The 25803-nt window shown below is 59.6% G+C and carries 24 protein-coding genes; 14 read left to right on the top strand and 10 right to left on the bottom strand.

Annotated features, from left to right (window positions below):
• Positions 1 to 141 precede the first annotated feature (141 nt).
• From BLU28_RS22875 to BLU28_RS22910, 8 genes are all read left to right on the top strand, one after another.
• On the top strand, positions 142 to 1485 hold the full coding sequence (locus BLU28_RS22875; protein ID WP_004444904.1) for an extracellular solute-binding protein: 1344 nt from the start codon (positions 142 to 144) through the stop codon (positions 1483 to 1485).
• Between the two features lie 79 nt (positions 1486 to 1564).
• Positions 1565 to 2455 carry a carbohydrate ABC transporter permease gene (locus BLU28_RS22880; RefSeq protein ID WP_034496574.1) on the top strand — a complete coding sequence of 297 codons (891 nt, stop codon included), beginning with the start codon at positions 1565 to 1567 and terminating at the stop codon, positions 2453 to 2455.
• Between the two features lie 7 nt (positions 2456 to 2462).
• Entirely contained in the window at positions 2463 to 3347 is an 885-nt protein-coding gene (locus tag BLU28_RS22885) for an ABC transporter permease subunit (protein WP_004444907.1), read from the top strand.
• A 33-nt stretch (positions 3348 to 3380) separates the two neighbouring features.
• A complete protein-coding gene (locus BLU28_RS22890; RefSeq protein ID WP_006700579.1) occupies positions 3381 to 4502 on the top strand; it encodes a sn-glycerol-3-phosphate import ATP-binding protein UgpC in 1122 nt (373 codons plus the stop codon).
• Positions 4503 to 4818: 316 nt separating this feature from the next.
• Positions 4819 to 6144 (top strand): LLM class flavin-dependent oxidoreductase, encoded by a 1326-nt coding sequence (locus BLU28_RS22895; protein WP_006700580.1) that lies wholly within the window; start codon positions 4819 to 4821, stop codon positions 6142 to 6144.
• Between the two features lie 151 nt (positions 6145 to 6295).
• On the top strand, positions 6296 to 7291 hold the full coding sequence (locus BLU28_RS22900) for an aliphatic sulfonate ABC transporter substrate-binding protein (RefSeq protein ID WP_077987627.1): 996 nt from the start codon (positions 6296 to 6298) through the stop codon (positions 7289 to 7291).
• Entirely contained in the window at positions 7288 to 8157 is an 870-nt protein-coding gene (locus BLU28_RS22905) for an ABC transporter permease (RefSeq protein ID WP_004444914.1), read from the top strand. Before BLU28_RS22900 ends, BLU28_RS22905 begins: the two co-directional genes overlap by 4 nt.
• Entirely contained in the window at positions 8154 to 8888 is a 735-nt protein-coding gene (locus BLU28_RS22910; RefSeq protein WP_077987628.1) for an ABC transporter ATP-binding protein, read from the top strand. Before BLU28_RS22905 ends, BLU28_RS22910 begins: the two co-directional genes overlap by 4 nt.
• A gap of 12 nt (positions 8889 to 8900) precedes the next feature.
• Here BLU28_RS22910 and BLU28_RS22915 read toward each other — a convergent pair whose 3' ends face one another.
• The 7 genes from BLU28_RS22915 to BLU28_RS22945 form a co-directional block, all read right to left on the bottom strand.
• The gene (locus BLU28_RS22915; RefSeq protein ID WP_004444918.1) at positions 8901 to 9728 is read right to left on the bottom strand and encodes a carbohydrate ABC transporter permease; all 828 of its coding nucleotides are present in this window, start codon (positions 9726 to 9728) and stop codon (positions 8901 to 8903) included.
• Positions 9725 to 10609 (bottom strand): carbohydrate ABC transporter permease, encoded by an 885-nt coding sequence (locus BLU28_RS22920; protein WP_034496581.1) that lies wholly within the window; start codon positions 10607 to 10609, stop codon positions 9725 to 9727. The genes BLU28_RS22915 and BLU28_RS22920 overlap by 4 nt, the downstream gene beginning before the upstream one ends.
• Positions 10610 to 10675: 66 nt before the next feature.
• Positions 10676 to 11950: an extracellular solute-binding protein gene (locus BLU28_RS22925; protein ID WP_022562625.1), complete on the bottom strand. Its 1275-nt coding sequence runs from the start codon at positions 11948 to 11950 to the stop codon at positions 10676 to 10678.
• Between the two features lie 75 nt (positions 11951 to 12025).
• Entirely contained in the window at positions 12026 to 13099 is a 1074-nt protein-coding gene (locus BLU28_RS22930; protein WP_034496583.1) for an ABC transporter ATP-binding protein, read from the bottom strand.
• 7 nt (positions 13100 to 13106) lie between these two features.
• Positions 13107 to 14618, bottom strand: a complete 1512-nt coding sequence (gene arfA / locus BLU28_RS22935) for an arabinosylfuranosidase ArfA (protein ID WP_006700548.1) — start codon at positions 14616 to 14618, stop codon at positions 13107 to 13109.
• A gap of 122 nt (positions 14619 to 14740) precedes the next feature.
• On the bottom strand, positions 14741 to 15670 hold the full coding sequence (locus BLU28_RS22940; RefSeq protein WP_004444928.1) for an ArsR/SmtB family transcription factor: 930 nt from the start codon (positions 15668 to 15670) through the stop codon (positions 14741 to 14743).
• A gap of 181 nt (positions 15671 to 15851) precedes the next feature.
• Positions 15852 to 17144 (bottom strand): ABC transporter substrate-binding protein, encoded by a 1293-nt coding sequence (locus BLU28_RS22945; RefSeq protein WP_034496585.1) that lies wholly within the window; start codon positions 17142 to 17144, stop codon positions 15852 to 15854.
• A gap of 112 nt (positions 17145 to 17256) precedes the next feature.
• Between BLU28_RS22945 and BLU28_RS22950 the strand changes: the two genes are divergently transcribed.
• The 6 genes from BLU28_RS22950 (at position 17257) to BLU28_RS22975 (ending at position 22801) form a co-directional block, all read left to right on the top strand.
• Complete coding sequence (locus tag BLU28_RS22950) at positions 17257 to 18321, top strand: LacI family DNA-binding transcriptional regulator (protein WP_004444930.1); 1065 nt, start codon at positions 17257 to 17259, stop codon at positions 18319 to 18321.
• A complete protein-coding gene (locus BLU28_RS22955) occupies positions 18314 to 20191 on the top strand; it encodes a DUF2264 domain-containing protein (protein ID WP_051674169.1) in 1878 nt (625 codons plus the stop codon). The genes BLU28_RS22950 and BLU28_RS22955 overlap by 8 nt, the downstream gene beginning before the upstream one ends.
• The gene (locus BLU28_RS22960; RefSeq protein WP_034496587.1) at positions 20188 to 21204 is read left to right on the top strand and encodes a hydroxyacid dehydrogenase; all 1017 of its coding nucleotides are present in this window, start codon (positions 20188 to 20190) and stop codon (positions 21202 to 21204) included. Before BLU28_RS22955 ends, BLU28_RS22960 begins: the two co-directional genes overlap by 4 nt.
• Complete coding sequence (locus BLU28_RS22965) at positions 21201 to 21977, top strand: sugar phosphate isomerase/epimerase family protein (RefSeq protein WP_006700538.1); 777 nt, start codon at positions 21201 to 21203, stop codon at positions 21975 to 21977. The genes BLU28_RS22960 and BLU28_RS22965 overlap by 4 nt, the downstream gene beginning before the upstream one ends.
• Before the next feature lie 87 nt (positions 21978 to 22064).
• Entirely contained in the window at positions 22065 to 22325 is a 261-nt protein-coding gene (locus BLU28_RS22970) for a DUF4160 domain-containing protein (RefSeq protein WP_006700539.1), read from the top strand.
• The gene (locus BLU28_RS22975) at positions 22322 to 22801 is read left to right on the top strand and encodes a hypothetical protein (protein ID WP_006700540.1); all 480 of its coding nucleotides are present in this window, start codon (positions 22322 to 22324) and stop codon (positions 22799 to 22801) included. The genes BLU28_RS22970 and BLU28_RS22975 overlap by 4 nt, the downstream gene beginning before the upstream one ends.
• A gap of 18 nt (positions 22802 to 22819) precedes the next feature.
• On the opposite strand, the gene BLU28_RS22980 is transcribed toward BLU28_RS22975, so the two are convergent.
• From BLU28_RS22980 to BLU28_RS22990, 3 genes are all read right to left on the bottom strand, one after another.
• Positions 22820 to 23893 (bottom strand): ABC transporter ATP-binding protein, encoded by a 1074-nt coding sequence (locus BLU28_RS22980; RefSeq protein WP_004444934.1) that lies wholly within the window; start codon positions 23891 to 23893, stop codon positions 22820 to 22822.
• A gap of 86 nt (positions 23894 to 23979) precedes the next feature.
• Positions 23980 to 24855: a carbohydrate ABC transporter permease gene (locus BLU28_RS22985; protein ID WP_004444935.1), complete on the bottom strand. Its 876-nt coding sequence runs from the start codon at positions 24853 to 24855 to the stop codon at positions 23980 to 23982.
• A complete protein-coding gene (locus BLU28_RS22990) occupies positions 24848 to 25801 on the bottom strand; it encodes a carbohydrate ABC transporter permease (protein WP_004444936.1) in 954 nt (317 codons plus the stop codon). The genes BLU28_RS22985 and BLU28_RS22990 overlap by 8 nt, the downstream gene beginning before the upstream one ends.
• Between the last annotated feature and the right edge of the window lie 2 nt (positions 25802 to 25803).

A 25803-nucleotide genomic window follows, 5' to 3' on the forward strand; every position in this document is an offset into this window, starting at 1 on the left:
CTGCGCCGCAAGTCATCATAAAACGTTCAACAAAATGTAAGCTATCCGTCAAATACGACTGTTAGCAGAGCCCGTGGCTTCGTGCTCAGGACATGACGTCCCTGCCGATCAGGCCATCATTCCATCAACGGGGCTCAACTCATGAAACCTTCCGCTCTGACCTCTTTCATGGCCGGCGTTGCCATTGCCGCCGCCTTCGGCGCCACGGCTGCCCACGCTGAAAAGACCAAGTTCGAATTCTGGTACGGCCTTTCCGGTGACCTTGGCGAACGCGTTCAGGACACCTGCAAGAAGTTCAACGAATCCCAGGCTGAATTCGAGATCGTCTGCACGTCTCAGAACGATTACGACGCCACGCTGCAGAACACCATCGCCGCCTACCGCGCCAAGAAGCAGCCGGCGATCACCCAGATTTACGACGCCGGCACGCTGGACATGATGCTGTCCAAGGCTTTCGTTCCCGCGAAAAAGCTAATGGCTGACAATGGCTACAAGATCGACTGGGACAATTATTTCCCGGGCATTGCCAATTATTATGCAACGGCTGCGGGCGAGCTGAACTCCTTCCCCTACAATTCATCCACCGCTGTGTTCTATTACAATGTCGATGCGTTCGAAAAAGCCGGCATCACCTTCAAGCCCGATACATGGGAACAGGTTGAAGAGGCCGCGAAGAAGCTGAAAGCCGCCGGTTTCGAATGCCCGCTCGCCTTCAACTTCGACACCTGGATGCTGATGGAACAGTTCTCCGCCATCCATAACCAGCCGATCGCCACCAAAGGCAACGGCTATCAGGGCCTCGACGCGGAACTGACGATCAACAAGACCAAGTTCGTCGACCATGTAAAATTCTTCAAAAAGATGCAGGACGAGAAGCTGTTCGTCGTCAAGACGAAGCAGCTCGGCATGGACATCCTGCCCGCTTTCACCTCGCAGACCTGCCAGATGTTCATGTCTTCGATTGCCGGGCACGGCACCGTGGGCAAGGGCATGCCTGAGGGCGTGAAGTGGGACGTGGCCATGCTGCCGGTCTGGAAGGGCACGCAGCGGCAGAACTCGCTCGTCGGTGGCGCTTCCCTGTGGGTCATGGCCGGCCGTCCGGAAGCGGAATACAAGGGCGCGGCAGCATTCCTCAACTTCATCGCCCAGCCGGAGATGGTTCAGTGGTGGTCCACGGTCACCGGTTACATCCCGGTCACCAAGACCGGCTTCGACGCCATGAAGGCCAACGGCTTCTACGACAAGGCACCCTATAAGGGTCGCGAAAAGGCAATCGAGAGCCTGACCTTCACGCCGCCTTCCGAATATACCCGCGGCATCCGTCTCGGCAACTTCACGCAGATCCGCAAGGAAGTCTCCACGGCACTCGAAGCCATCTTCATGCAGAATGCCGACGTTCAGGGGGAACTCGACAAGGCCGTCGAGCGCTCGAATGCCGGCCTGCGCCGCTTCGAAAAGACCTATGCCGGCGCCAAGCTGAACTAAACTTTGCCGTTTTGAAGGGGCTTGCCCGCGGGATCTCCCGGGCAAGCCCGTCCAGTTCTCCACTTTTGCCGGTTACTCAATGGAAAAGCGCGCCGTCTTCAAGAGCACGTGGTTACCCGTGCTGTTCGCCCTGCCGCAGCTTCTGCTGATCTTTCTGTTCTTTTATTGGCCTGTGGCAGCGGTCATCAACTGGGCGTTCACACTTGAACCGCCCTTCGGCGGTGCGGCGGAATTCGTCGGGCTCGCCAATTTCAAGGAGACCTTCTTCGATCCGCTTTACTGGCAATCGGTGCTCGTCAGCCTGATCTTCGCCGTCGCCGGTCCGTTCTTCACCATTCTCATCGGCCTTGTCCTTGCGCTTTGCGTGGATCGCGCCCTTCCCGGCTCCGGCTTCTTCCGGGTGCTCTATATTCTTCCTTACGCCATCGCCGGGCCTGCGGCGGGCATGGCATTCCGTTTCATCCTCTCGCCGGAACGCGGGCTTGCCGCCTCGCTCAACGCCTGGTGGCCGGATTTCTGGAACCCGGCAAAATATGGCGAGCACGCGCTGATCCTCGTCATCGTCATCTTCATCTGGAAATGGGCGGGTTACACCTTCATCTTCCTGTTCGCCGGCCTGCAATCCGTGCCGCGCGCGCTGACGGAAGCAGCCGCTATGGACGGCTCCGGGCCCGTCCGCCGCGCCATCGACATTCAGGTGCCGCTGTTGGCACCGACCCTGTTCTTCCTGACCGTCATCATGATGACGGAGGGTTTCGTCGGCGCGGATACCTTCGGCATCGTCGCCTCCACCACCGAGGGCGGTCCCAACCACGCCACCGAAGTGATGGTCTACCGCATCGTCAGCGAAGCATTCGAGGGGCTGAACTATTCCGGCGCCTCGGCACAGAGCCTCGTCCTCATCGGCCTCATCATGATTTTCACCTTCATCCAGTTCCGCTTCGTCGAGCGGCAGGTCCATTACAAGTGAGGCGACGATGATCCAGCGCACCCCTTATGCCGACGCCCTGACCTACGGGCTGATGATTGCCGGTTTTCTTCTGCTCATCGGTCCCCTGCTCGTCGTGATCGCCGGCGCTAGCCAGTCTGTCGTTCAGGTCAACAGCATCCCGTTCAGCTTTCTGCCACAGGGCGAATTCCTCACCAATGCCCAAACCGCCTGGCAACGCGCCAATCTCGGCAACGCCCTTCTCAACAGCATGATCATGGCCACGCTGGTCACGATCGGCAAGGTGGCCCTTTCGGCCTTTACCGCCTTCGCCATCGTGTTCTTCCGCTCGCCGCTGAAGCACCTCTTCTTCTGGACGGTGTTCATCACCCTCATGCTGCCGCTGGAAGTGCGCGTGGTGCCGACCTATTCGGTAGCCGCGGATATTTTCCAGCCTTTCCGCTCCATCCTCGGATGGTTCGGAATTGAGGTCTCAGTGGAGTGGAACCTCCTGAATTCCTATGTCGGCCTCACCCTGCCGCTGGTCGCAACCGCCACCGGCACCTTTCTATACCGCCAGTTCTTCATGACCATCCCCGACGAACTGGCTGAAGCGGCGCGCATGGACGGATCGGGGCCAATCCGCTTCTTCGTGGAAATGCTGTTGCCGCTCTCCAGAACCAACATGGCGGCGCTCACCACCATCATGTTCGTTTATGCCTGGAACCAGTATCTCTGGCCGTTATTGATGGTCACCGATCCTTCCTACAAGACGGTGATGATGTCGCTGCGCGCCCTTCTGCCCGCCGAAGACGGCACGCCGGACTGGAACGTGACCCTGGCCGGCTCCCTCATCATCATCACACCGCCGCTTCTCGTTGTCGCCTTCCTGCAACGCTGGTTCGTCCGCGGTCTCGTTTCGTCCGAAAAGTGACGGCACGCGGCTTTTAACAACAAGGTTCCCATCATGGCTCAGATCGATATCCGCCAGCTCCGCAAATCCTATGGCAAGACCCCCACGCTGCATGGCGTGGATCTCACTTTCGGCTCCGGCGAATTCGTCGTCATCCTCGGCCCCTCCGGCTGCGGCAAGTCCACCCTTCTGCGCATGATCGCCGGGTTGGAGGACATCACCTCCGGCGAGATCGCGATTGGCGGACGCGTAGTCAACAGGCTCGAGCCGCGTGAACGCGGATGCGCCATGGTATTTCAGAACTACGCGCTCTATCCGCACATGACCGTCGCCGGCAATATCGGCTACGCGCTGAAAGTCGCTGGCGTCGCCAGGGCCGAGCGCCAGCGCCGGATCGAGGAAACGGCGAAGATTGTCGGCCTTTCCGATTATCTGGAACGCAAGCCGGCTGCGCTTTCCGGCGGCCAGCGCCAGCGTGTGGCCATGGCCCGCGCAATCATTCGGGAGCCGCAGGTCTTCCTGTTCGATGAGCCGCTCTCCAATCTCGACGCCAAGCTGCGTGTCACCATGCGCGCCGAAATCCGCAAGCTGCACCAGCGCCTGTCCGCCACCTCCGTCTTCGTCACCCACGACCAGGTGGAAGCCATGACGCTGGCCGACCGGCTGGTCGTGATGAACAGGGGTATCGTCGAACAGGTCGGTCATCCCCTCGATATCTATCATCGTCCCGCCAGCACCTTTGTTGCATCCTTCATCGGTTCGCCGGCCATGAACCTGTTCACCACCCGGGTTGAAGTGGAATCCCACGCCGTCATGCTGGCCGGCACGCCGGTGAAACTCTTTCCCGAAACCGCACTGGAACTGCGCGGCCGCGACGTAACGGTCGGCATCCGCCCGGAGCAATGCCTCGTCAGCGCGGATGGCGAGGGCGTGCCGGCCATCGTCGATTTCGTCGAAGAACTGGGATCGGGCCGCATCGTACACGCCGAGATTGCCGGCGAAACATTCTCCGCTGCCATAGGCGAGGACCTGGCCGTGAAGCCCGGCCAGCGCATCCATCTCGGCCTGCCGGCCGCACAGTTGCACTTCTTCGATCCGGCTACCGGCAAGCGTATCGAAACGGAAAGCGCCATTGAGACCCGCCGCACGGGCAACGAGGCGCTTCTGGCAGTCTGAACGCGGACGGCGCCGAAAGAGAGGTCCGGTGGCAGGCCGCCTGCCGGACCTTCACACGACGCGGCCCCGTCACGACGATACGAAGTTGCAGACACATCAACCGCCCGCGACAACCGGTCGGCAGCGACGGTTGCATCGTCGCAAACGCGATCCCGGGAAAAATCTTTCGGTTTGTAAATCATAATCGGAATAGTCTTTGCCGCGCCAACTCCCTGACGGGGATATCGTCGCCGCAAGCAAGAAGCGGGCTTGCGCCCGCCAGCGGATGCGACAGCGAGCCGTCCGCGCCGAAACACCGACAAGAGAGTGAAACCCAATGGCAAATGATCGCAAACTGCATCTCGGCGCCTTTATGAGGCCCGTCAGCCTCCACACGGGCGCATGGCGTTATCCCGGCGCCTTTCCTGACGCCAATTTCAATTTCGCCCATCTGGCGCGTTTCGCGCAGCAGCTCGAAGCTGCGAAATTCGACGCATTTTTCATGGCCGATCATCTCGCCGTCCTGAACATGCCCACGGAGGCACTGCGCCGCAGCCATACCGTTACTTCCTTCGAGCCCTTCACGCTTCTTTCCGCCCTGGCCGCCGTCACCCAGCGCATCGGTCTCGTCGCCACCGCGTCCACCACGTTCGACGAGCCCTATCACGTGGCCCGGCGTTTTGCCTCTCTCGATCACCTCAGCAATGGCCGCGCCGGCTGGAACATCGTCACAACCTCGAACCCGGACGCCGCCCGGAATTTCGGCCGAGATGATCAACCCGACCACGCCGAGCGCTATGGCCGCGCGCGGGAATTCTATGACGTCGTCACCGGGCTGTGGGATTCATTTTCGGATGATGCCTTCATTCGGGATGTCGATAGCGGACTGTTCTTCGACCCTGAAAAAATGCATGTGCTGAACCACAGGGGCCCCGAATTTTCGGTGCGCGGACCGCTCAATATCGCCCGCCCGGTGCAGGGCTGGCCGGTCATCGTTCAGGCCGGCGCATCCGAACCCGGACGCCAGCTCGCCGCCGAAACCGCTGAGGTGGTCTTTGCGGCCACACCCACCCTTGCAGCCGGCAAGGCCTTTTACAAGGACGTAAAGGACAGGACGGTCGCCGCCGGACGGTCGCGTGATGGCATCGTCATTCTGCCTGGCGCGTTCGTTCTTGTCGGCGATACGGTCGAGGAGGCAAAAGCCAAGCGCGCCAGGCTCGACAGCCTCGTCCACTATGAAAGCGCGATAGCATCGCTGTCGATCGCGCTGGGTCACGATGTGTCCGGTTTCGATCCCGACGCCCCGCTGCCCGACATTCCGGAAACGAATGCGAGCAAATCCAGCCGCGAAAGAGTGATAGAACTTGCCAGAAGCGAAGGGCTGACGGTGCGTCAACTCGCGCAGCGGCTGGGCGGCTATGCGGGGCTCGCCTTCGTCGGCACGCCGAAAACCATCGCCGACGAGATGGAACAATGGCTGCATGAGGAAGGCTCGGACGGCTTCAACGTCACCTTCCCCTTCCTGCCCGCCGGCCTTGACGATTTCACCACGCTGGTCGTACCGGAACTGCAAAAACGCGGAGTTTTCCGAACGGACTATGAAGGTCCGACATTGCGCGATCATCTCGGACTGCACCGCCCGGTCAACCGCTTCTTTGCTTGATAACGGGATGTCGCGCCGATCCCTCCGGGATTAGGGAGATTTTCCACGCCGCTTTCGAAGTTTGGCATGGGGTTCCAGAGGTGCGTATTGACCACAAAAACACCTGCCTTTAGCCTTTATGTATATAAAATCCATAAAATAGGTGAATTAAATGAAGGCCGAACATTCCCGCCGCCATATCCTCGAGCTCGGTATTGCCGGCGCGCTTGCCGCGCCGCTTGCAACTCGCGGTGCGCTGGCACAGAGCACGCCGGAATTTCCGGCAGAGCTGAAGCTGGATTGGGGATTTTATTCGTCCCATACACTGCTGATAAAGAACAAGGGCTGGCTTGAGGAAGCGTTCAAGGATGTCGGCACCAAGATCACCTGGGTACAATCGCGCGGCAGCAACAACTCGCTGGAGTTCCTCAAGGTCGGCTCGACCGATTTCGCCGGTTCCGCGGCGCTTTCGGCCTTTCTTGCCCGCGCCAATGGCGTGCCGCTGAAAGTCATCTATGTAGCAAGCTGGGGCGGTTCGTCCATCATTCAGGTGCGTCCGGATTCGCCGGTAAAGACGGTGGCCGATCTCAAGGGCAAGACCATTGCCGTCACCAAGGGCACGGCTCCCTATTTCACCCTTGTCCGCGCGCTTGCTCAACACAAGCTGTCAGTCGATGATCTGAAGGTTGTAAACCTGCAGCACCCCGAGGGGTTCAACGCGCTGCAGCAGGGACAGGTGGATGCCTGGGTCGGTATCGATCCGCACACCTCCCAGGCCGAGCTTGCCGGCGACAGGGCAATTTTCGATGAGCGTAGCTGGCGCGACGGCAGTGTCTTCAGCGTATCGGAGACGTTCCTGGCAAAACACCCGCGCGCGGTAGAGCGTCTGCTCGGCGTGTGGGTGCAGACGCAGAAATGGATCCGCGAGAATAACGGCGAATTCATCGATTTCGTCACGAAGGTCACGGGCAACGACCCCAAGATCACGGAACTTACCATCAACAAGCGTGACTGGAACGACCCCGTCCCGGGTGAAGAACTGCTGAATTCGATCCGTATCGTTACCCCGCTGCTTGGCGACGACGTCCTGCGTCCGGGCGTCAATGTCGACAATGTTCTTGCGTCATTGATAGACCCGGCTCCGGCGAAAAAGGTGCTGGGCGCATGAATTCCCATCCGCGCGAATTTCAGCGCGTGAGACAGCCATCCAGACAGTCTCCTTCCCGATCGACGCTTGTGCAAAAGGTGGGGGCTTTCTTCACACGGTTCGACCTGCGCGGTGCGATCGTGCCGGTCGGGTCTTTGCTGCTGCTCGAGCTTTTTGTTCGCATGGGCTGGGTGAGCCCTTATGTGCTGCCGCCGCCATCGGAACTCTACGATACGTTTCTGCGGCTTGCCGAAGGACCTCTCTGGACCAATGTCGCGGCAAGCACCGCCCGCGTTTTCGTCGGCTTCGTCATCGGCTCGGTGCTTGCGGTCATCGTTGGATCGCTGGTTGGGCTGGTCGTTGCCGCCGAGCGTTATCTGGAGCCCACGTTTCAGGCCCTGCGCGCGGTTCCGAGCCTCGCCTGGGTGCCGCTGCTGATGATCTGGTTCGGCATCGGCGAAACCTCTAAAATCGTCCTGATCGCCAAGAGCGCGTTTTTCCCGGTCTATCTCAACCTGTTCTCCGGCATCCGCAATGTGGATCGCAAACTTGTGGAAGTGGGCGAAATGTATCGCCAGCCCCTGCCCGTACTGGTCTGGCGAATTTTTATCCCGGCCTCCCTGCCTCATCTTTTCACCGGCCTGCGTTACGGGCTGTCCCTCGCCTGGCTGAGCGTCGTGGCAGCCGAGCTTCTGGCCGCATCCGAAGGGATCGGCTACATGCTTTCCGACGGGCGGGAACTGTCCCGTCCCGATCTGGTGATGATCGCCATCATCTGCCTTGCGGTGCTCGGCAAGATTTCCGACAGCCTGTTCAAGATCGTCGAGGAACGCTGCCTGCGTTGGCGCGATACCTATCCCCTGCAGGAAGGAGGTCGGTTGCGATGAGCCTGCTTCAGGTTGACGTGCGCGAAAAGGCCTTCGGCGATACCGTTGTCCTTCAGGACATTCATCTGGGGCTCGGCGATGGCGAAGCGGCGGTTCTTCTCGGGCCAAGCGGCTGCGGAAAGAGCACGCTGCTGCGCATCGCCGCAGGTCTGGACAGGCGATTTGCCGGCGCAGTGACGATCAACACGGCGGAAGAAGACGGAGCGACGGACACGCCGCCGATCGCCTTCGTCTTTCAGGAACCCCGCCTGATGCCCTGGCTGACGGTTGCCGAAAATATCGGCTATGCGGCCGGCAAGAAATTCGACGTGCAGCGGGTTGAAGGGCTGATCAACGACGTAGGCCTCAGCGGCCACGGCGCGGCGCTGCCGAAGGCGCTTTCCGGCGGCATGGCGCAGCGTGTCGCCATCGCTCGGGCGCTCTATACGCAACCGCGTATCCTGCTGCTGGATGAACCCTTCAGCGCGGTCGATGCCTTCACGCGGATGAAGCTTCAGGACCTTGTTCTGAAGCTTGTGGAACAGCGCGGCATCTCATTCCTTCTCGTCACCCACGATATCGATGAAGCTCTCTATCTCGGCGACCGGATTTACATGATGGGTGCCCATGACGGTCGCATACAGGAGGAGATCGAGGTGGAAGTGCCACGCCCCCGTGACCGGCGCTCACCCCGGCTGGCAACCCTCAAGAACGACGTGCTGACAGCCCTGCACAAGGCGCATGTCATCTGATCGTCCGCCCCCTCACCCTTTCACACCGGACGAGATCATGATGGCTTCCGTTACCCGCCGCTGGAAGATGACGTAGGCGATGATGACCGGCAGCGCGGCAAGCATGGCGATGGCCATCAGCCGGGCATAGGCAACGCCGAATGTGTCATTGACCTGGGTGATGCCGACCGGGATCGTCATCATGTTTTCCGAGGTAACGACGAGGAAGGGCCAGAAGAAGGCGTTCCAGACCGTGATGAATGTCACGATCGCCATGGCGGTCGTAATGCCCCAGTTCAGCGGCAGGTAGACCTTGAAAAGGATTGTATACTCACCGCCGCCATCCAAAACCACAGCCTCGCGCATCTCCTTCGGCACGCTGTCGAAGAACTGCTTGTAGACGATGATGACGATGGGCGTGATGAGCTGCGGCAGGATGATGCCTGCCCAGGTGTTGATGAGGTTAAGGTTTTTCATCAGGATGAACTGCGTGACGACAAGCGTCTGCGCCGGCACCATGAAACTCGCCAGCACGATGCCATAGAGCAGGCGTCGGCCCGGAAACCGTATCTGCGAGAGGGCATAGGCGCACAACATCGAGATAAGAAGCACCGATACGGTAACGATCGCCGCCGTGCCGACCGAGTTGATATACCAGTTCATCAACTGCGTGTTGAAGATGGCGTTCACATAGGCGCTCAGCCGGAACTCGTCGGGTATCAGCAAGGTGTTCCCTGCAACATTCTCATCCGAGCGAATGGAGGTGACGAAGGTCCAGTAGAGCGGAAATATCCACACCAGCGCCGCCGAGAAGGTCAGCACGGTCAGGATGATGTTTTCTAGTCTTCTGGTGAGGCTCATGAGTTCCTCCGGATGCGCAGCAACTGGAACTGGAGAATGGAAACGATGACGATCAGCAGGAACAGCACGGTGGCGACGGCAGAGGCATAACCGCCATTGTTGAGCTGGAAGGCTTCACGATAGACCTTTAGAAGCAGTACAAAGCTTGAGTTGAAAGGGCCGCCGCCGCTCAGGAGATAGATCTGGTCGAATATCTTCAGTTGCAGGATCAATTGAAGGGTCAGCACGAGGGCTGTCACGGGCCATAATAGCGGCCAGGTCACGCGCCAGAAGCGTTGCCACGTCGTTGCGCCATCGAGCGAGGCGGCCTCATAAAGCTCGGCCGGAATGTTGCGAAGACCCGCGATGAATAGCAATACGTTGAAACCGTTGGTCCACCAGATGGTGACGACAGCGACCATCGGCATGACCCAATAGGGATTCTTGAAGACCGCGACCGGTTTTCCGGCAAACAGGGAAATCACCGGCTGAAGAATGCCGAACTGAAGATCGAGCATCCACGTCCAGATTTCCGTGACGACCGATACAGGCAAGACATAGGGCAAGAAAAACAGGCTCATCGCAACCGTCTGCCTGACGCCCGAAAGGCGGCTGACGGCGAGTGCGATCATCAGCGCGATGACGGTCGTCGGGACCACGGTTAGAAGCACAAAATAACCGTTGTTCTTCAGCGACGTTATAAACAGGCGGTCGCTCAGCAGCTTTGCGTAGTTTGCAAACCCGACCCAGTTTCCATCACCGATCAGGGGCGCATCGGTGAAACTCATGCGCACCATCTCGACCAGCGGATAAAGGAAGAAGGTGGCGAAGACCACGATGAACGGCGTCACCATCGACAGCGCGATCAGCGATTTCTTGCGCCGGTTTTCAATCATAGCCATGGACTGTCTCCGGGACTTCACGCATTGCAGGCGCCCTCCGGCCAGAGACCGGAGGGCCGGTTCCTGTCACTTCAGCTTGCTTTGCAGCTCTTCCTTGATCTGCTCCACCGCATCCGTGCCGCTCATGAAGCCCTGAATGGCCGGAGCGATGACGTTGAGCGCGGCATCATAGGCAGGCGAAGCGACACCCGTGATCGTCGTTTTCGGATCGAACACGGCTGCTTCTGCAAGTGACGCATAGGTGGCGTTCGGCTGCATCGCCTTGTAATCGCTGCCCTCGGTGATCGATTTATAGGCCGGGATGTGGCCAGCATCGGCCCAGCTGATGGCGTGTTTTTCCATCCAGCCGATTACCTTCATCACCGCGGCGCGTTTTTCGCCGGAAACGGTCTTGTCACCCTGGTTGGGAATGGCAAAAGCGTGTGAATCCGCCCATGTAGCGCGTTTACCCATGAAGGGCGGAACCTCGACCGCGCTCCATTTGAAGCCCAGCTTGTTGTTCTTTTCCAGGTCCTTGTAGGTCGGCACTTCCCAGACGCCGTTCAGCTGGAAGGCGGATTTTCCGGCGGAGAAGAGCGCGACGGAAGCGGGATATTCCGCCTGCTCCGGCGCCCAGCCGTTTTCGCGCCATTTCGACATGGTATCGATAGCCTTGGCGGCCTTCTCCGCATTGTCGCCGGCCAGCACCTCGCCATTGGTGACGAGTTCACCACCCTGCTGCGAGAACAAGGTGTAAAAGACGCGCCAGACACCGGCTTCTCCGCCGGATTGATACGTGACCGGCGTTTCGACGCCTTTTTCCTTGGCCCAGGCCAGCGCCTTCTCGAAGTCGTCTATCGTCTTGATACCGGTCAGCTTGCCTTCGGCATCGATATAGGGCGAGCCTTTGAGAAGATCGGCATTGTAATAGAGAACCAGCGCGTGAATATCGAAAGGCACGGCATAAAGCTTGCCGTCATGGGTGGCCGCATCGAGCGGCGCACTGAAGAAATCGTCCTTCTTCAGTCCCGCATCCTCAAGATCCTTGTCGGTAATCTCGCTCAGCACCTTCTCCTGCAGCGCCAGCGGCGCACGGGACAGGTGATAGGTCATGACGTCAGGTCCTTCGCCGACGGCAGAAGCGGTCCGTACCTTGGTATAGAAGGGCACGCCCCATTCGAGCGTCGTTCCCTTCACCTGAATATCAGGATGTTCCTTGTTGAAGGCATCGATCAGCGCCTTCATGCGCACGCCGTCACCGCCGGACAGGAAATCCCACCAGACGATATCCTGTCTGGCCAGCGCCGGCAGGGCGGTCAAACCCAGAACCGTGCCAACAAGCAATGTCTTGATCAGTCGCATCGTTCACTCCTCCCGTTTTCTTTGAAAACACCCCATCGGGGATGGTCTGCTGCCTCGACAGGCGCCTCCTCGCGCCTATCGCAACCTTCTGCCGTCGCTGTCGAAAACCATGATGTGGTCGGGCGCGGCGGTGAGCGAAACCGGACGGCCATCCAGGCTCTCGCGCGAGCCCTGGCGCTGCACGATGATTTCCCTGCCGGCCCCGGTGCGGGTATAGAGGTAGGAGACGTCGCCCAGCTCTTCCGCGACCTCGACGACGACCGGCAAGGCACCGTCCTGTGTTATGATCAGATGCTCGGGTCGGATCCCGATCTCGACACGCTGCCCGGCGGAGACGGGTTGCGAGAGCCGCGCCTCGATATGTCCATGCCCGCCATCGGGCGAAAGCGTCACGACGCCTTCGTGCTGTCCGACGACGTCCGCCTGCAGGAAGTTCATCGCCGGTGAGCCGATGAAGCCCGCGACGAACCGGTTATCAGGATCGTCATAGAGGGTGAGCGGTGCACCCGCCTGCTGCACGACGCCGCCCTTCAACACGAAGATCTTGTCCGCGAGCGTCATGGCCTCCACCTGATCATGGGTGACATAGATCATTGTGGCACCCAGCTTGCGGTGGAGCCGGGTCAGCTCCAGCCGCATCTGCACGCGCAACTCCGCATCGAGGTTCGAAAGCGGCTCATCGAACAGGAAGACCTTCGGCTGTCGAACGATGGCGCGGCCGATGGCGACGCGCTGGCGCTGTCCACCGGAAAGCTGCGAAGGCTTTTTCTGCAGATGATCTTCCAGCTGCAGGATGCGGGCCGCCTCGCCCACCCTCTCATTCACCTCCGCCTTCGGCCGGCGGGCAAGACGCAGGCTGAACGCCATGTTCTCGAACACCGTCAGATGCGGATAGAGGGCATAGTTCTGGAAAACCATCGCAACGCCGCGATCCGCCGGCTCGACGGCCGTGACATCACGGTCGTCGATGGCGATGCATCCGCCGCTGGTCTCTTCAAGACCGGCAATCATCCGCAGCAGCGTGGATTTTCCGCAGCCGGAAGGCCCGACGAAGACCGCGAAGCTGCCGGTCGGGATATCCATCGAGACATCCCGGATCGCCGCGAAGGAGCCGAAGGACTTGGCGATATTGTTGAGACGGACACCCATGGCCGCCTCACTGAACCTTCAGACGCAGCACATGATAAGACAGCGCCGGCACGGACCCCTTCAGCGCTCCGTCTTCGACGCCAACACCGCTGCCCGGCACCGGCACGACACGATCCGGCTGATCCGGGCCATTACCGACACGCAGATCGTAACCCGCCATGGCCAGATGCAGATCGAGCGTGGCCGACGAGAAACCGGTGAGGCTGACATCGAGGTCGGCGGCCTCGGTCAAGTGCCGGTTCAACACGAACAATGTCACCATGCCTTCCGCCTCGTCATAGACACCGGCGACATCGAGATATTTGACGTCATCGGCCGCATTGCAGTCATAGGTCGGGCAATCAACGGCGACATTCAGCGCGACGCCACGGCCATAAAGCGAAGCAAACTGGTATGGATAATAGATCGTCTGACGCCATGCCGGGCCGTTCTTCTCGGCACGGATGGGCGCGATGACATTGACGAGCTGCGCGATGCAGGCGATGCGCACCCGATCCGAACGGCGGATGAACTCGTTGAGCAGACCCGCCACGAACAGCGCGTCCTCGAAATTGTATGTCTCTTCGAGAAGTGCGGGCGCTTCCGGCCAGTCCCAGCTCTTGATGCGTTTGCCGTCTTCTTCGCGGATGTGATACCAGACGTTCCATTCGTCGAAGCAGATGGAGACGTCGTTCTTGGCGCGCTTCTTCGCCTTCACATAATCGATGACGCCCGCAATCGTCTGGATGTAGCGTCCGGTTTCCTCGATCTTGCCGAAATAATTCAGCGTGTCGCGGCTGTTGTTGCCGAAATATTTGTGCAGCGAGATGTGATCCACATTTTCATAGCACTCCTCGAGAACTTCCCGCTCCCATTCGGGATAAGTGGGCATGCCGTCATTGGAGCTGCCGCAGACGATTGCTTCAATAGTCGGATCGAAACCCTTGAAGGCCTTGGCGGTTTCGTTGGCGAGACGCCCGTACTCCACCGCCGTTTTGTGACCGATCTGCCAGGGACCGTCCATTTCGTTGCCAAGGCACCACATTTTCACGCCATGCGGCTTTTCGGCGCCATGGCTGCGGCGCAGATCGCTGAGCGTCGTACCGCCGGGGAAGTTGACGTATTCGAGGAAGTTGCGGGCGTCGTCCAGACCACGGGAGCCAAGATTGACGGCGAGCATCATCTCGATGCCGGCCATCTGCGCCCAGTCGGCGAATTCATTGATGCCGATCTGGTTGGTTTCCTTGGAGCGCCAGGCGAGATCGAGCCGGATGGGACGCTGGTCGCGCGGCCCAATGCCGTCTTCCCAGCGATAGGCCGAAACGAAGTTGCCGCCCGGATAACGGATGGCCGGGATCTTCAGGTCCTGCACGAATTTCAGAACGTCCTTGCGAAAGCCGTTTTCATCCGCCTGAGGATGGCCCGGCTCGTAGATGCCGCCGTATATGGCGCGCCCCATATGTTCGATGAAGGCGGAATAAAGACGATCGTCGATACGCCCAATCCGGAAGTCCCGGTGGACTGAAACCCGCGCTTTCATAAGGCTCTCCTCCCATGCGCATTTATATCGTGAAATATGGTATGAACCACATTTGATAATATAGTTGCCGAGGGAATCCGCGCCTGTCAACCGCGAAAATCATACTTATTAAATTTGCTGGATCAGGCAGCCGTTCGCAGGCGTAAAACGATGTCCTGGTCGTAATTTCCGAACCCGCGGCCAAATATGTTCAGCCCGCCCGGATGTTTCGCATCCGCCTTGACCTCGATGCGCAGACGGATGGAACGGTGGCTGGTCAGATCGATATCCGCGAGCGTCACATCCGAAATCCGGGTGCCATCCACAAAGGTCCCCTGGGCGGTAATCCGCCATGTTTTCAGCATACCGTATTGCGAACCGGACAGCTTCCACCAGTCCGGCGTAAATGTTCCCCGCTTGTCTCCGAAATCGCCGGGCGACGTCCAGACGCCGATTTCCCTGCCGTTGACGGACAGGGTGATGTCCGACGGCCAGTTGCTGTGGGTTCCGGGAACCTCTGAACTGACCTCCATGGAAAACTCGACTTCCTCGACCTCCCGCCCCTGAATCTTGGCGTTATTAGGGAACTGATACTCGACGAAACCCGATGTCAGCCATAACAAGGCCGTCTTCATGCGGTCCGGATCCATGAACGTATCGGGCACATCCAGAAGCCCGATAATGCCCTCCGGCGAGCAGATGCCACAGGGCGCCGTTACCGAACTTTGCGTGTAAAGGCCGAGAGGCATCGCCACGGCAATATAGTTTGAGGTCGCCGGGGTTTCGGGTTTTCGGAAGGAAACGATAAGTTCGTCGCAGGTGGCAAAGCAGATTTTCTGGCTACCCTTGCGCGCCTTGCGCGTCTCGGTTCGCAGCAACCCCGCCTCCTCCAGAACGGCCACGCCGGCGGAAACGGTGGACTGGGGCAAATCCAGTCTCTGCGCAATTTCGTTGACATTGAGACCGCTCGCCTCGTGCAAGAGCTTCAATATCTGCACGCGGATCAGCGATGCGGCCGCTTTCAGCACATCGAATTCTTTTTCAGCATCAACGAGAAGGAAATTGGGCGCCATATTCTAATCTTCAGATTTATCGATCCAGATCAGAATTTCTGGCTTAAATGCCATGCACTTGTCCAGTGCTGTTTGCCATGCAGGCGCTTCCAAAAGACGGAAAGCGGGATTCACCGCCCTCGCTTCATGAAAAAGGCATCGCCACGCGGCTGCGAGACCGCGCGGCGGTGCCCTTTCGTCGTCAGCCGCGCTTGCGCAGGGTCCGCGTGCCGGTGTCGACGAGATTTTGCGCTGCTTCATCCACGCTGGCGCGGCCGAAGGCGAGCGAATCGGCGATGGGGCGCATCACGCCGCGGTCGAACTCATTGGCGCCGATCGGGGCGGGCTCCGGATAGGGATCGAGCTTGCCCGACAGGCTCTCAATGTAATCCACCGTCTTGCGCTCGGTCTCGTTGAGCGTCGGCAACAATGCCTCGCGCACAACCTTGGCGGGCGGCACGCCGCGCTCGACGCCAAGCACCTTGCCTGCTTCCAGATCGTTGACGAAGAAGTTGATGAATTTCGCCGCCGCTTCCGCGTTGGTCGAAGTGGACGAAATGGACCAGATGAGGCCCGGCCGATAATAATGCCCGGTCGGCTTGCCCGGCCCCTCACCCGGAAGCATACCGATGGACAGCGTTTGCTTATTGAGTTTCTGGTAACCGACAAGCTGGTTGGAATAGGCAAAACCAATGGCCGAATTGCCAAGCGTCAGCGCATTGGATTCGATGGTATTGTCGTCACGCGTCTGGATATCGGCGGAAACGCAAAGCTTGTTCTCGCGCAGGTCCTCCCAATAGGCGAACCATTCCTTGGCATCTTCCTTGTTGAAGCCGATGGTGCCGTCCTGAAACAGAAGCTTGCCGCGCTGGCGCAGCCAGACGTCGAAGACATAATGATAACGCGCGCCATAGGGTACGGCCCAATAGTTGCGCTTCGCCGGGCCGTTCTTCTTGAAATCGCGCGCCAGTTCAGCAAGCGCTTTCCAGGTGATCTGATCCTGTGGAACGGAAACACCCGCTTCTTTCAGCGTGTCGGCGTCATACATCATGCAGAAGGAATTCAGCCCGAGGCCGACGCCGTAAAGCTTGCCGTCGATACGGCAGAGATCGATCTCGCTTTTGCCGAAGGTGGAAAGATCAAGCGACTTGCCGACGAACTGATCCAGCTCCATGCAAGCGCCTCGACCCGAATAATCGGCGATGGTGGAAGGTTCGAGCTGGAAGATATCGGCGACGTTTCGCCCCGCCATCGATGTCGCAAGCTTGGTCCAGTAATCGGAACCCGCGATCATTTCCCCGCTGATTTCGGTCTGCGGATTGGCCTTCTGGTAAAGAGCGATCACATCGTTGGTGCGCTTGCTGCGATCGGCAGATCCCCACCACACGCAACGAAGCCGGGTTTCAGCCGCAGCCGCGCGAAAACCGCCCGCCGCAGCACCCAGGCTCGCCAGCGCCGCCGTCACCAAAAACCCGCGTCTATCAATCATTTGCATCTGCTCCTCCCGCGTTTTGCAAATTTTTCTGATATCACTTAAATTCTTGCAAATTTTCTTTGTTTGCAATATTTGCATCATAACAGATTTTTTTGCAAGCGCAGGAGCCGATATGAACGATACGCCCGACATCAGCCGTCCGCGCCAGTCGGATATCGCCCAGCGCGCCGGGGTCTCCATCAGCACAGTCTCGCGTGTTCTCGCAGGGGAAAAAGGAATCAGCGCGTCGATCCAGACCAAGGTTCTGGGAGTTGCGGCGGAGCTCGGATACCCCTTGCGACCGGCGACCAACCAGTCGGCCGGTGTGCAGCTGGAAGGCAAGACAATCCTCGCGCTCATGTCCGCGGAAAGGGCGACGGGCGATATTGGCGCCTTTTACCACGATATTTTCGATGTGCTGCGCAGCCTCGCCCAGACGGACGGTTTCGAACTCGACATCAGGCTATTGCACCAGAAGCAGATCGACGATTCCCTGATCCAGCGGGTCTGTGAGGTGGACGGCCTCCTGGCCATCGGGCTCGATCCCGAGGAGGAGATCATCCACCGCATAACGCAGGGCGTACTGCAACCTGTTCTTGTCAACAGTGCTGACCCCTCCATGATGCTCGATTGCGTTTCGCCTTCCAATTTTTACGGCGGCGCGCTGGCGGCCCGGCGGCTTCTGGAACTCGGCCATCGCAAGGTCGCCTATATCGGTCCGCATCATCGCCACACCATCAGGGAGCGCATGCGCGGCTTCCGCCATACGATACTTGAGGAAAAAGGAACGACCTATGAGGAGTTCCTGCTTTCGACGGCAGATAGCGGCTTCGGCCAGGCGGGCGACGCGGTTCGCCAGCTGCTGGCCAAAAACCCTGAACTGACAGGCATTTTCTGTATGAATGACGCAATTGCCCTTGGCGCACTCGGGGCAGCGCAGGAGCTGGGCCTCGGCGTTCCCGACGATCTTTCCATCATCGGTTTCGATGACCTGCCCTTTGCCGAACTTTCTACCCCACGTCTCAGCACGATCCGGGTCGATCGCCGCGAGATTGCGCGCGAAGCGGTTGACCTGCTGCGGCGGCGCCTGACCGAGCCTTCAGCCAATGCCCGTCAGGTGCAACTTGGCGTGCAGCTGGTGGAAGGACAGACAGCCGGCAAGGCGAAAAAGACGGGAAAGGCGACGCGCGATGCATGACACCATGAGCAGACCCCATATGGCGCGATTTAACCCGCTGCACGGCAATCCGCTCAAAAGCCGCGCCGATGTCCGGCGGGCGCTGCATGATAGCTTTGTGCCGCTTCTTCCCTATTTCTCGCAGGGTGGCGCAAGGGTGACGCTCAGCGGAGCGGCCGCGCACTTCGACCGTGCGGCGGCCGATCTGGAAGGCTTTGCCCGACCGCTCTGGGGCATCGCTCCGCTTGCGCTGAGTGGCGATCGTTTCGACCATTGGCCGCTTCTCGCCCGGGGCATAGCCAACGGCACCGATCCTTCCCATCCTGAATACTGGGGCGATGTGCGCCAGAAGGATCAGCGGCTGGTGGAGCTCGCTGCAATCGGTTTTGCACTGCGGCTTGCGCCGCAGCATCTGTGGGAACCACTGTCCGATACACAGAAAGACAATGTGCGCCGCTATTTGCTTACCGCCCGTCAGCGCGGTTACGCCGATAATAACTGGAAGTTTTTTCGCGTCATGGTCGACATGGCGCTGGATAATCTCGGTATCGAATTCGATCGCAGCCTGACCGAAACCTTCCAGAAGGAGCTCGACGATTTCTATATATCCGACGGCTGGTATCGCGACGGCAACTATCGCCGCATCGATCACTACATTGCCTTCGCCATGCATTTCTACGGGCTGATTTACGCGAAACTCAGCAAGCCTGATGACGCCTATGCCGAGCGTTACCGGCAGCGCGCACGGCTTTTCGCTGGCGATTTTGCCAGCTGGTTCGATGAGGATGGCGGAACCCTGGCTTTCGGCCGCTCCATGACCTACCGTTTTGCCTGTGGCGGTTTCTGGGCGGGCCTTGCCTTTGCCGACGAGGAGGCGCTGCCCTGGGGCGAGATCAAGGGCCTTTATCTGCAGCACCTGCGCTGGTGGGCCAAAAAGCCGATTGCCGATCGCGATGGCGTGCTCTCCATCGGCTACGCCTATCCGCAGCTCACCATGTCGGAAAGTTATAATTCGGCAGGTTCGCCCTATTGGGCTTTCAAGGCTTTCCTGCCGCTTGCCCTGCCGGAAAGTCATCCCTTCTGGCAGGCGGAGGAAAGGCTGCCCGAACCGTCCGCAAGCCCTAAGCCGCTTGTTCATCCCGGCATGGTGATGATGCGGACGAAAGGCAACGTCACGGCGCTCTCCAGCGGCCAGGAAAATCTCTCCATGCGCGGCGGGCCGGAAAAATACGCAAAATTCGCCTATTCCTCCCGCTACGGCTTCGGCGTGGAAGTGGACGAGCGTGGCTTCAAGACCAACGGTTTCGACAATATGCTGGCCTTTTCCGAGGACGGACTGCATTACCGCGTGCGCGAGACCAACGAGAAGGTTCTGCTGGCGGGAGCAAGCCTGCGGGCGACATGGAAGCCGTTTGCCGATGTCGCCGTTGAAACCACGCTGGTTGCGGCTGGCGACTGGCATATCAGACTGCACCGGATCACCTCTGCCCGCTCCCTTTGGGTTACGGAAGGTGGTTTTGCGATCAACCGCAACGATGGCGACCGCGACGCCGTGAGCGAAGAGGCCGGACGGGCGACGACGGATTGTGGCACTGACATATCGGCAATCATCGATCTCGGTTCGAACATAGACCGGCACGGCGTGGCGCTGAAGGCACTGCCCAATACAAATCTCATCAACGCCAAGACCACCGTGCCGCAATTGCGCGGCCAGATCGCCGCCGGCGAGAGCGTTCTGGTTTGCGCGGTCTTTGCCGGAGTGAGCGGCCCGGAAGGCGAGAAAGCAATGGCTTCGGTTCCAGCCATTCCCGACCTGGAGGCGCTTGATCGCCTCTTCGCGAGAGAGGGCGTGCCGGTCAGCAGCATGGCGGCCAGGGGAGAGCCGCAATGACGAGCCCGATTCCGCGTCTCAGCATAGCCATGGACCCGGAACGGACCGAGCATGTGCTGACATCGCAGGCGCTCGACAGGTTGTCAGAGAGGGTCGAGATTCTCGACACAGGCACAATCCGCGATTTCCACGATCCCGCGGTGAAAGAGCAGCTGGCGAAGACGGATATCCTCCTGACCGGCTGGGGCTGTCCGGATATCGGCGCGCAGGAACTGGCGCTGATGCCCCGCCTCAGGCTCATCTCCCATGCTGCCGGCACGGTAAAATATTTCCTGTCGCAAGCGGTGTTCGATCGGGGCGTTACGGTGTGCAGCGCCGCAGAGGCGAATGCGCAGCCGGTCGCAGAATTTTCTCTGGCGATGATCCTGCTGGCCGGCAAGCGGACCTTCGGCTTCAGGCGTCTTTATCTGGAGCATCGCGACCGAGCCCCGGTCGAGCGATTGCAGGCGCAGGCCATCGGCAATCTCGGCCTCACGGTCGGCATCGTCGGCGCGTCACGCATCGGACGTCGCGTCATTGGTCTATTGCAGCCCTTCGATCTCAATCTCATGCTTTTCGACCCGCTTCTCGGTGCTGCGGAAGCGGAAAAGCTCGGCGTCCGTCTTGCCTCGCTCGAAGAGCTGATGGCGGCGAGCGATGTCATTTCCCTGCATGCGCCCTCCCTGCCGCAGACGCGGCACATGATTGGCGCGGCAGCGCTTGCCCGCATGAAGGACGGCGCAACCCTGATCAACACGGCGCGCGGCGCACTTGTGGATGAAGACGCGCTTCTGGCCGAACTGAAAACCGGACGCATCGAAGCCGTCATCGACGTGACCGATCCCGAAGTGCCGCCGCCGGACTCACCCTTTTACAGCCTGCCGAACGTCTTCCTGACGCCGCATATTGCCGGCGCCACCGGTCTCGAACGGGCGAGGCTCGGCGACATGGCGATTGCCGAAATCGAACGCTTCTGCTGCGCGGTGCCTTTGCAGCAGCAGGTGCGGCCCGAACATCTGGACCTGATCGCGTGAGACCTTTCGAACCCGGCCTGTGCTCCGTCACCTTCCGCTCCCTGACGCCACAGGTCGTGATAGAGCTTGCGGCCAGCAATGGCATCAGGGCAATCGAATGGGGTGCGGATGTCCATGTCCCGCCGGGCGACCTCGAAAATGCGCGGCAGGTTGCTGCGCGGACGGCAGAAGCGGGCCTCTCCGTCTCGTCCTACGGTTCCTATATCTTCGCGCCGGATTTCACACCTGACGATGTGACCAGTGTGCTCGAAACCACAAGGGCGCTCGGCACACAGCATATCCGTATCTGGCCGGGGCAACGCAAACGTCCATCCGCCGATTACACACCCGCGGAACGCCGCGCGGCAACGGAAGCGCTGGCGACAATTGCTCACCGAGCGGAAGACTACGGCATGACGATCGGCCTCGAATATCACCCGAATTCGCTGACCGACGCCCTCCCCTCCGCCCAGCAGCTGGCGCAGGATTTGCCGATGCCCAACCTGTTCTTCTACTGGCAGCCCGCCCCGGGCCTGCCGCTGGAAGAGGCACTCGCGGAAATATCCGCGCTCGGCCCGCGCATCTGCCATCTGCATGTGTTCGCCTGGCTCGCCGACGCCAGCCGCCTGCCGCTTGCCGACCGCGCAGACTACTGGCGGGCGTGCATCGCGGCTTTGCCTGAGGGCGAATGGACGAGAACCGCCTATGCGATGCTGGAATTCGTCAGGGGTGATGACATCGGCCAGTTTGCGGAAGACGCGCTGACGCTTCGGAAGATTCTCGACAGGTCTTAGATCCCGCCTGCTCATCATAAATATCCTGCAGCCGAACTTGCCATAGTGAAAATTATGCACCATATTTATTGAGGATATGGGTGCTGGATGGGCAAGCTGGTTCAAATTGGAAACATGATCGTACGCGTGTATGCGAACGATCACCTGCCACCACATTTCCACATCATAACACCTGATGCGGATGCCCTTGTCCACATAGAAACTCTGGAAATCCTGCGTGGCAAACTATCCCGCAGGGCGGAGGCCGAAGCTTTGGCATGGGCGAAGGCCAATGGGAGCCTGATTGTTGAGGAGTGGAATCGCACTAACCCGCGTTTTCCTATTGCAGCTAAGGGAAGCAAGTCATGACACCACGCGTCAAAGCCATCCTGCCCACCCTGCCCAGCTCACTCACGATCGACTGGGCCGATGGCAGACGGTCAACCGCCAATCTGACGGGGTGGATCGCGACGGGAGGAGAGTTACTCGCTCCCCTCCGTTCAGCGGGTATCTGGGAGACTGCGAAAGTCACCGACTATGGCGCCAGCGTGGAATGGGAAGGCGATGATCTCGCAATCGACTCCTATCATCTTTACCAGATCGCCGAGGACCAGCGCGACTTTGACGTCGACGACCTGCGCAAATGGCAGGAGGACATCGGCCTTTCCAACAATGAGGCGGCGGATTTTCTTGGTGTGACCTTGAGGACATGGAACAACTACCGCGCTGGCACACCGGTAAGCCATGCGGTGAAGATGCTGTTACGGGCCAGCCAGCGCGACCCGCTTCTATTACATGCTCATTTCCGCCCCCGGCGGCCGGGACGTCCCAGGCACGCCGCATAAGACAGTTCCTCTGCGGCACTATATCCGCCGTCCATCCGCCCCAAACAGATGCGTCTTGCCCAGATCGAAGGCAAAGGGAATCGTTTCTCCGATGCGGATCTGGCGTTGGCCATCGAGAAGCACGGTCGCTGGCTGGCCGTCGGGGGTGCTGGTGTAAACCACCGTCGAGCCACCGAGATGTTCCACGAGCTGGATGGAAGCTTCACCGAGAGAGGATTGCGCCTGCGGGTTCACATGTTCCGGGCGCACACCGAAGGTGAGCGGTTCCCCCTGCTGAGCAGTGACCGGTTTTTCAAGCACGATGCGCTGTCCCGCCACTTCGATGGTGCGGTTGGAGGTGTCGCCTGAAGCCACTTTTGCGGAGAGGAAATTCATCTTCGGTGAGCCGATGAACCCCGCGACGAACTGGTTTGCGGGATTGTTGTAGAGATCGAGCGGGCGGCCAACCTGCATGATGCGGCCGTCGCGCAGCACGACGATCTTGTCGGCCATGGTCATGGCTTCCACCTGGTCATGCGTCACATAGATCATGGTGCTGCCGAGCGTCTGGTGCAGCTTGGCAATTTCGACGCGCATCTGCACGCGCAGTTCCGCATCGAGGTTGGAGAGCGGTTCGTCGAACAGGAAGATTTTCGGCTCGCGCACGATGGCGCGGCCGATGGCGACACGCTGGCGCTGGCCGCCGGAAAGCGCCTTCGGCTTGCGCTGCAACAGCGGGCCGATCTGCAGGATATCGGCAGCCTTCTGCACCCGCGCCTCCACCTCCGGCTTCTTGTAACCTGCCGTTTCCAGCCCGAAGGCGAGGTTCTTGTAGACACTCATATGCGGATAGAGCGCATAAGACTGGAAGACCATGGCGATGCCGCGCTTGGAGGCAGCGGTTTCGTTGACCCTCTCACCGTCGATACGCAGATCGCCTTCGGAGATTTCCTCAAGCCCGGCGATCATGCGCAGAAGCGTGGATTTGCCACAGCCCGAAGGGCCGACGAAGACGGTGAATTCGCCCGGCTCGATCTTGAGATCGATGCCGTGGATGACCGGAAAAGCGCCGAACCGCTTGACGATTTTTTCGAGCGTAATGCTGCTTGCCATGCTGTTTCTCCCGACTGTCGCGCCGCATGCGGGACGGCTGCGACAGTGTTGATTGTCTTAGAATACGTTCCCGATCCGGGATCCGTTCAGCGTTTCATTCCCGTCGTCGCGATGCCTTCAATCAGCAGCCGCTGGAAGAACAGGAAAAACAGGAAGACCGGCACCAGTGACAGGTTGGACATGGCGAAAAGCGAGGTCCAGTCCGAGCTGCCGGTGGAATCCACGAAGGACCTGAGACCGAGCTGCACGGTGTAGGTGTTGATGTCGTTCAGATAGATCAGCGGACCGAAGAAGTCGTCCCAGGTCCAGATGAAGGAAAAGATGGCGGCCGTTGCCAGAACCGGCAGCGACAGGGGCAGCATGATCTTCCAGTAGATACGGAAGGGTGAGCAGCCATCCATGACAGCCGCTTCATCCAGCTCACGCGGAATACCGCGGAAGAACTGCACCATCAGGAAGATGAAGAAGGCGTCCGTCGCGAGATACTTCGGCACGATCAGCGGCAGCGATGTGTTCACCCAGCCCATTTCCAGGAACAGGATATATTGCGGGATGAGCACGACGTGATAGGGCAGCATCAGGGTGCCGAGCATCAGCGCGAACCAGAAATTGCGCCCGCCGAAGCGAAGCCTTGCAAAAGCGAACGCTGTGAGCGAGCAGCCGACCACGTTGCCGATGGTGGCCAGCACCGAAATGAAGAAGGAGTTCCAGAAGAACTGCCCAAAGCTCACCTGCAGCCCGGTCCAGCCTCTGATATAACCGCCGACATCCACCGCCGAGGGAATGAGCGAGGATGAGCCGAACAGCTCGTCCTGCGGCCGGAAGGAGCCTGAAATCATCCACAGGATCGGATAGAGCATCGCAAAGGAGGCGATGATCAGCGCCGTATGGAGCATCACCGATTTCAGCGGCGAGCGTTGCGGGCCTTGTCCCGGCCGGGGAGCGGTAACAGCGTCAGTCATCGTAATGCACCCAGTATTTTGCGCTGAGGAACGAGAAGGCCGTGAACAGCGAGATGATGATCACCAGGATCCAGGCAAGCGCCGAGGCATAACCCATGCGGAAGAAACCGAAGGCTTCCTGGTAAAGATAGAGCGTGTAGAACAGAGTCGAATTGATCGGCCCGCCGGTGCCCTCGGAAATGATGAAGGCCGGCGTGAAGGCCTTGAAGGCATCGATCGTCTGGATCACGGCGTTGAAGAAGATGACGGGCGTCAGAAGCGGCAGCGTAATGCGGAAGAACTGCCGCACCTTGCTTGCGCCATCGATTTCGGCGGCCTCATACATGTCCTGCGGAATTTGCCTCAGACCTGCGAGGAAAATGATCATCGGCGAACCGAACTGCCAGACCGACAGGATGACCAGCGTGTAGATCGAATAATCCGGATTGGAAATCCAGCTCGGCCCTTCATAACCAAAGGCCTGCCAGAGTATCATGTTGACGAGACCGTCAGAGGCGAAAAGCTGACGCCAGAGAACGGCAATCGCGACGCTGGAGCCCAACAAGGACGGCAGATAGAAAATCGCCCGATAGAGGGTCAGGCCGCGGATGCCGCGGTTGAAGGCGAGCGCCACCAGCAGCGCGAAAATCAGCTTCAGCGGCACCGACAGCAGCACATAGGTGAAGGTGACCTGCATGGCGGCGGCAAATTTCGGGTCGGCCGTGGCGATGCGCACATAATTGGCCGCACCCACCCAGTCCGGCGACTGCAACAGGTCGTAGTTGGTGAAGGACAGATAAAGCGACGCAAGCGCCGGGCCCAGCGTAAGGCCAAAAAAGCCGATCAGCCAGGGCAGGAGAAACAGGTAGGCGTGAATGTTGCGGTCGAAGATCCGCTTCAGGCCGCCCCGTTTCGGGAGAGCCGCGCCACGGCTCTCCCCCACAAGAGTTTCAGATCGAAAGGCCATAA

The organism is Agrobacterium pusense (assembly GCF_900102105.1).
GTDB classification, from domain to species: Bacteria; Pseudomonadota; Alphaproteobacteria; order Rhizobiales; family Rhizobiaceae; genus Agrobacterium; species Agrobacterium pusense.

What these genes read in the sequence shown, in the direction of transcription:
- BLU28_RS22975 (WP_006700540.1), top strand. Translation starts at nt 22,322, where the DNA reads ATGACACCACGCGTCAAAGCCATCCTGCCCACCCTGCCCAGCTCACTC.
- BLU28_RS22890 (WP_006700579.1), top strand. Translation starts at nt 3,381, where the DNA reads ATGGCTCAGATCGATATCCGCCAGCTCCGCAAATCCTATGGCAAGACC.
- BLU28_RS22955 (WP_051674169.1), top strand. Translation starts at nt 18,314, where the DNA reads ATGCATGACACCATGAGCAGACCCCATATGGCGCGATTTAACCCGCTG.
- BLU28_RS22990 (WP_004444936.1), bottom strand. Translation starts at nt 25,801, where the DNA reads ATGGCCTTTCGATCTGAAACTCTTGTGGGGGAGAGCCGTGGCGCGGCT.
- BLU28_RS22940 (WP_004444928.1), bottom strand. Translation starts at nt 15,670, where the DNA reads ATGGCGCCCAATTTCCTTCTCGTTGATGCTGAAAAAGAATTCGATGTG.
- BLU28_RS22900 (WP_077987627.1), top strand. Translation starts at nt 6,296, where the DNA reads ATGAAGGCCGAACATTCCCGCCGCCATATCCTCGAGCTCGGTATTGCC.
- BLU28_RS22910 (WP_077987628.1), top strand. Translation starts at nt 8,154, where the DNA reads ATGAGCCTGCTTCAGGTTGACGTGCGCGAAAAGGCCTTCGGCGATACC.
- BLU28_RS22925 (WP_022562625.1), bottom strand. Translation starts at nt 11,950, where the DNA reads ATGCGACTGATCAAGACATTGCTTGTTGGCACGGTTCTGGGTTTGACC.
- arfA (WP_006700548.1), bottom strand. Translation starts at nt 14,618, where the DNA reads ATGAAAGCGCGGGTTTCAGTCCACCGGGACTTCCGGATTGGGCGTATC.
- BLU28_RS22875 (WP_004444904.1), top strand. Translation starts at nt 142, where the DNA reads ATGAAACCTTCCGCTCTGACCTCTTTCATGGCCGGCGTTGCCATTGCC.
- BLU28_RS22905 (WP_004444914.1), top strand. Translation starts at nt 7,288, where the DNA reads ATGAATTCCCATCCGCGCGAATTTCAGCGCGTGAGACAGCCATCCAGA.
- BLU28_RS22950 (WP_004444930.1), top strand. Translation starts at nt 17,257, where the DNA reads ATGAACGATACGCCCGACATCAGCCGTCCGCGCCAGTCGGATATCGCC.
- BLU28_RS22880 (WP_034496574.1), top strand. Translation starts at nt 1,565, where the DNA reads ATGGAAAAGCGCGCCGTCTTCAAGAGCACGTGGTTACCCGTGCTGTTC.
- BLU28_RS22895 (WP_006700580.1), top strand. Translation starts at nt 4,819, where the DNA reads ATGGCAAATGATCGCAAACTGCATCTCGGCGCCTTTATGAGGCCCGTC.
- BLU28_RS22970 (WP_006700539.1), top strand. Translation starts at nt 22,065, where the DNA reads ATGGGCAAGCTGGTTCAAATTGGAAACATGATCGTACGCGTGTATGCG.
- BLU28_RS22885 (WP_004444907.1), top strand. Translation starts at nt 2,463, where the DNA reads ATGATCCAGCGCACCCCTTATGCCGACGCCCTGACCTACGGGCTGATG.
- BLU28_RS22985 (WP_004444935.1), bottom strand. Translation starts at nt 24,855, where the DNA reads ATGACTGACGCTGTTACCGCTCCCCGGCCGGGACAAGGCCCGCAACGC.
- BLU28_RS22930 (WP_034496583.1), bottom strand. Translation starts at nt 13,099, where the DNA reads ATGGGTGTCCGTCTCAACAATATCGCCAAGTCCTTCGGCTCCTTCGCG.
- BLU28_RS22960 (WP_034496587.1), top strand. Translation starts at nt 20,188, where the DNA reads ATGACGAGCCCGATTCCGCGTCTCAGCATAGCCATGGACCCGGAACGG.
- BLU28_RS22945 (WP_034496585.1), bottom strand. Translation starts at nt 17,144, where the DNA reads ATGCAAATGATTGATAGACGCGGGTTTTTGGTGACGGCGGCGCTGGCG.
- BLU28_RS22920 (WP_034496581.1), bottom strand. Translation starts at nt 10,609, where the DNA reads ATGGCTATGATTGAAAACCGGCGCAAGAAATCGCTGATCGCGCTGTCG.
- BLU28_RS22915 (WP_004444918.1), bottom strand. Translation starts at nt 9,728, where the DNA reads ATGAGCCTCACCAGAAGACTAGAAAACATCATCCTGACCGTGCTGACC.
- BLU28_RS22980 (WP_004444934.1), bottom strand. Translation starts at nt 23,893, where the DNA reads ATGGCAAGCAGCATTACGCTCGAAAAAATCGTCAAGCGGTTCGGCGCT.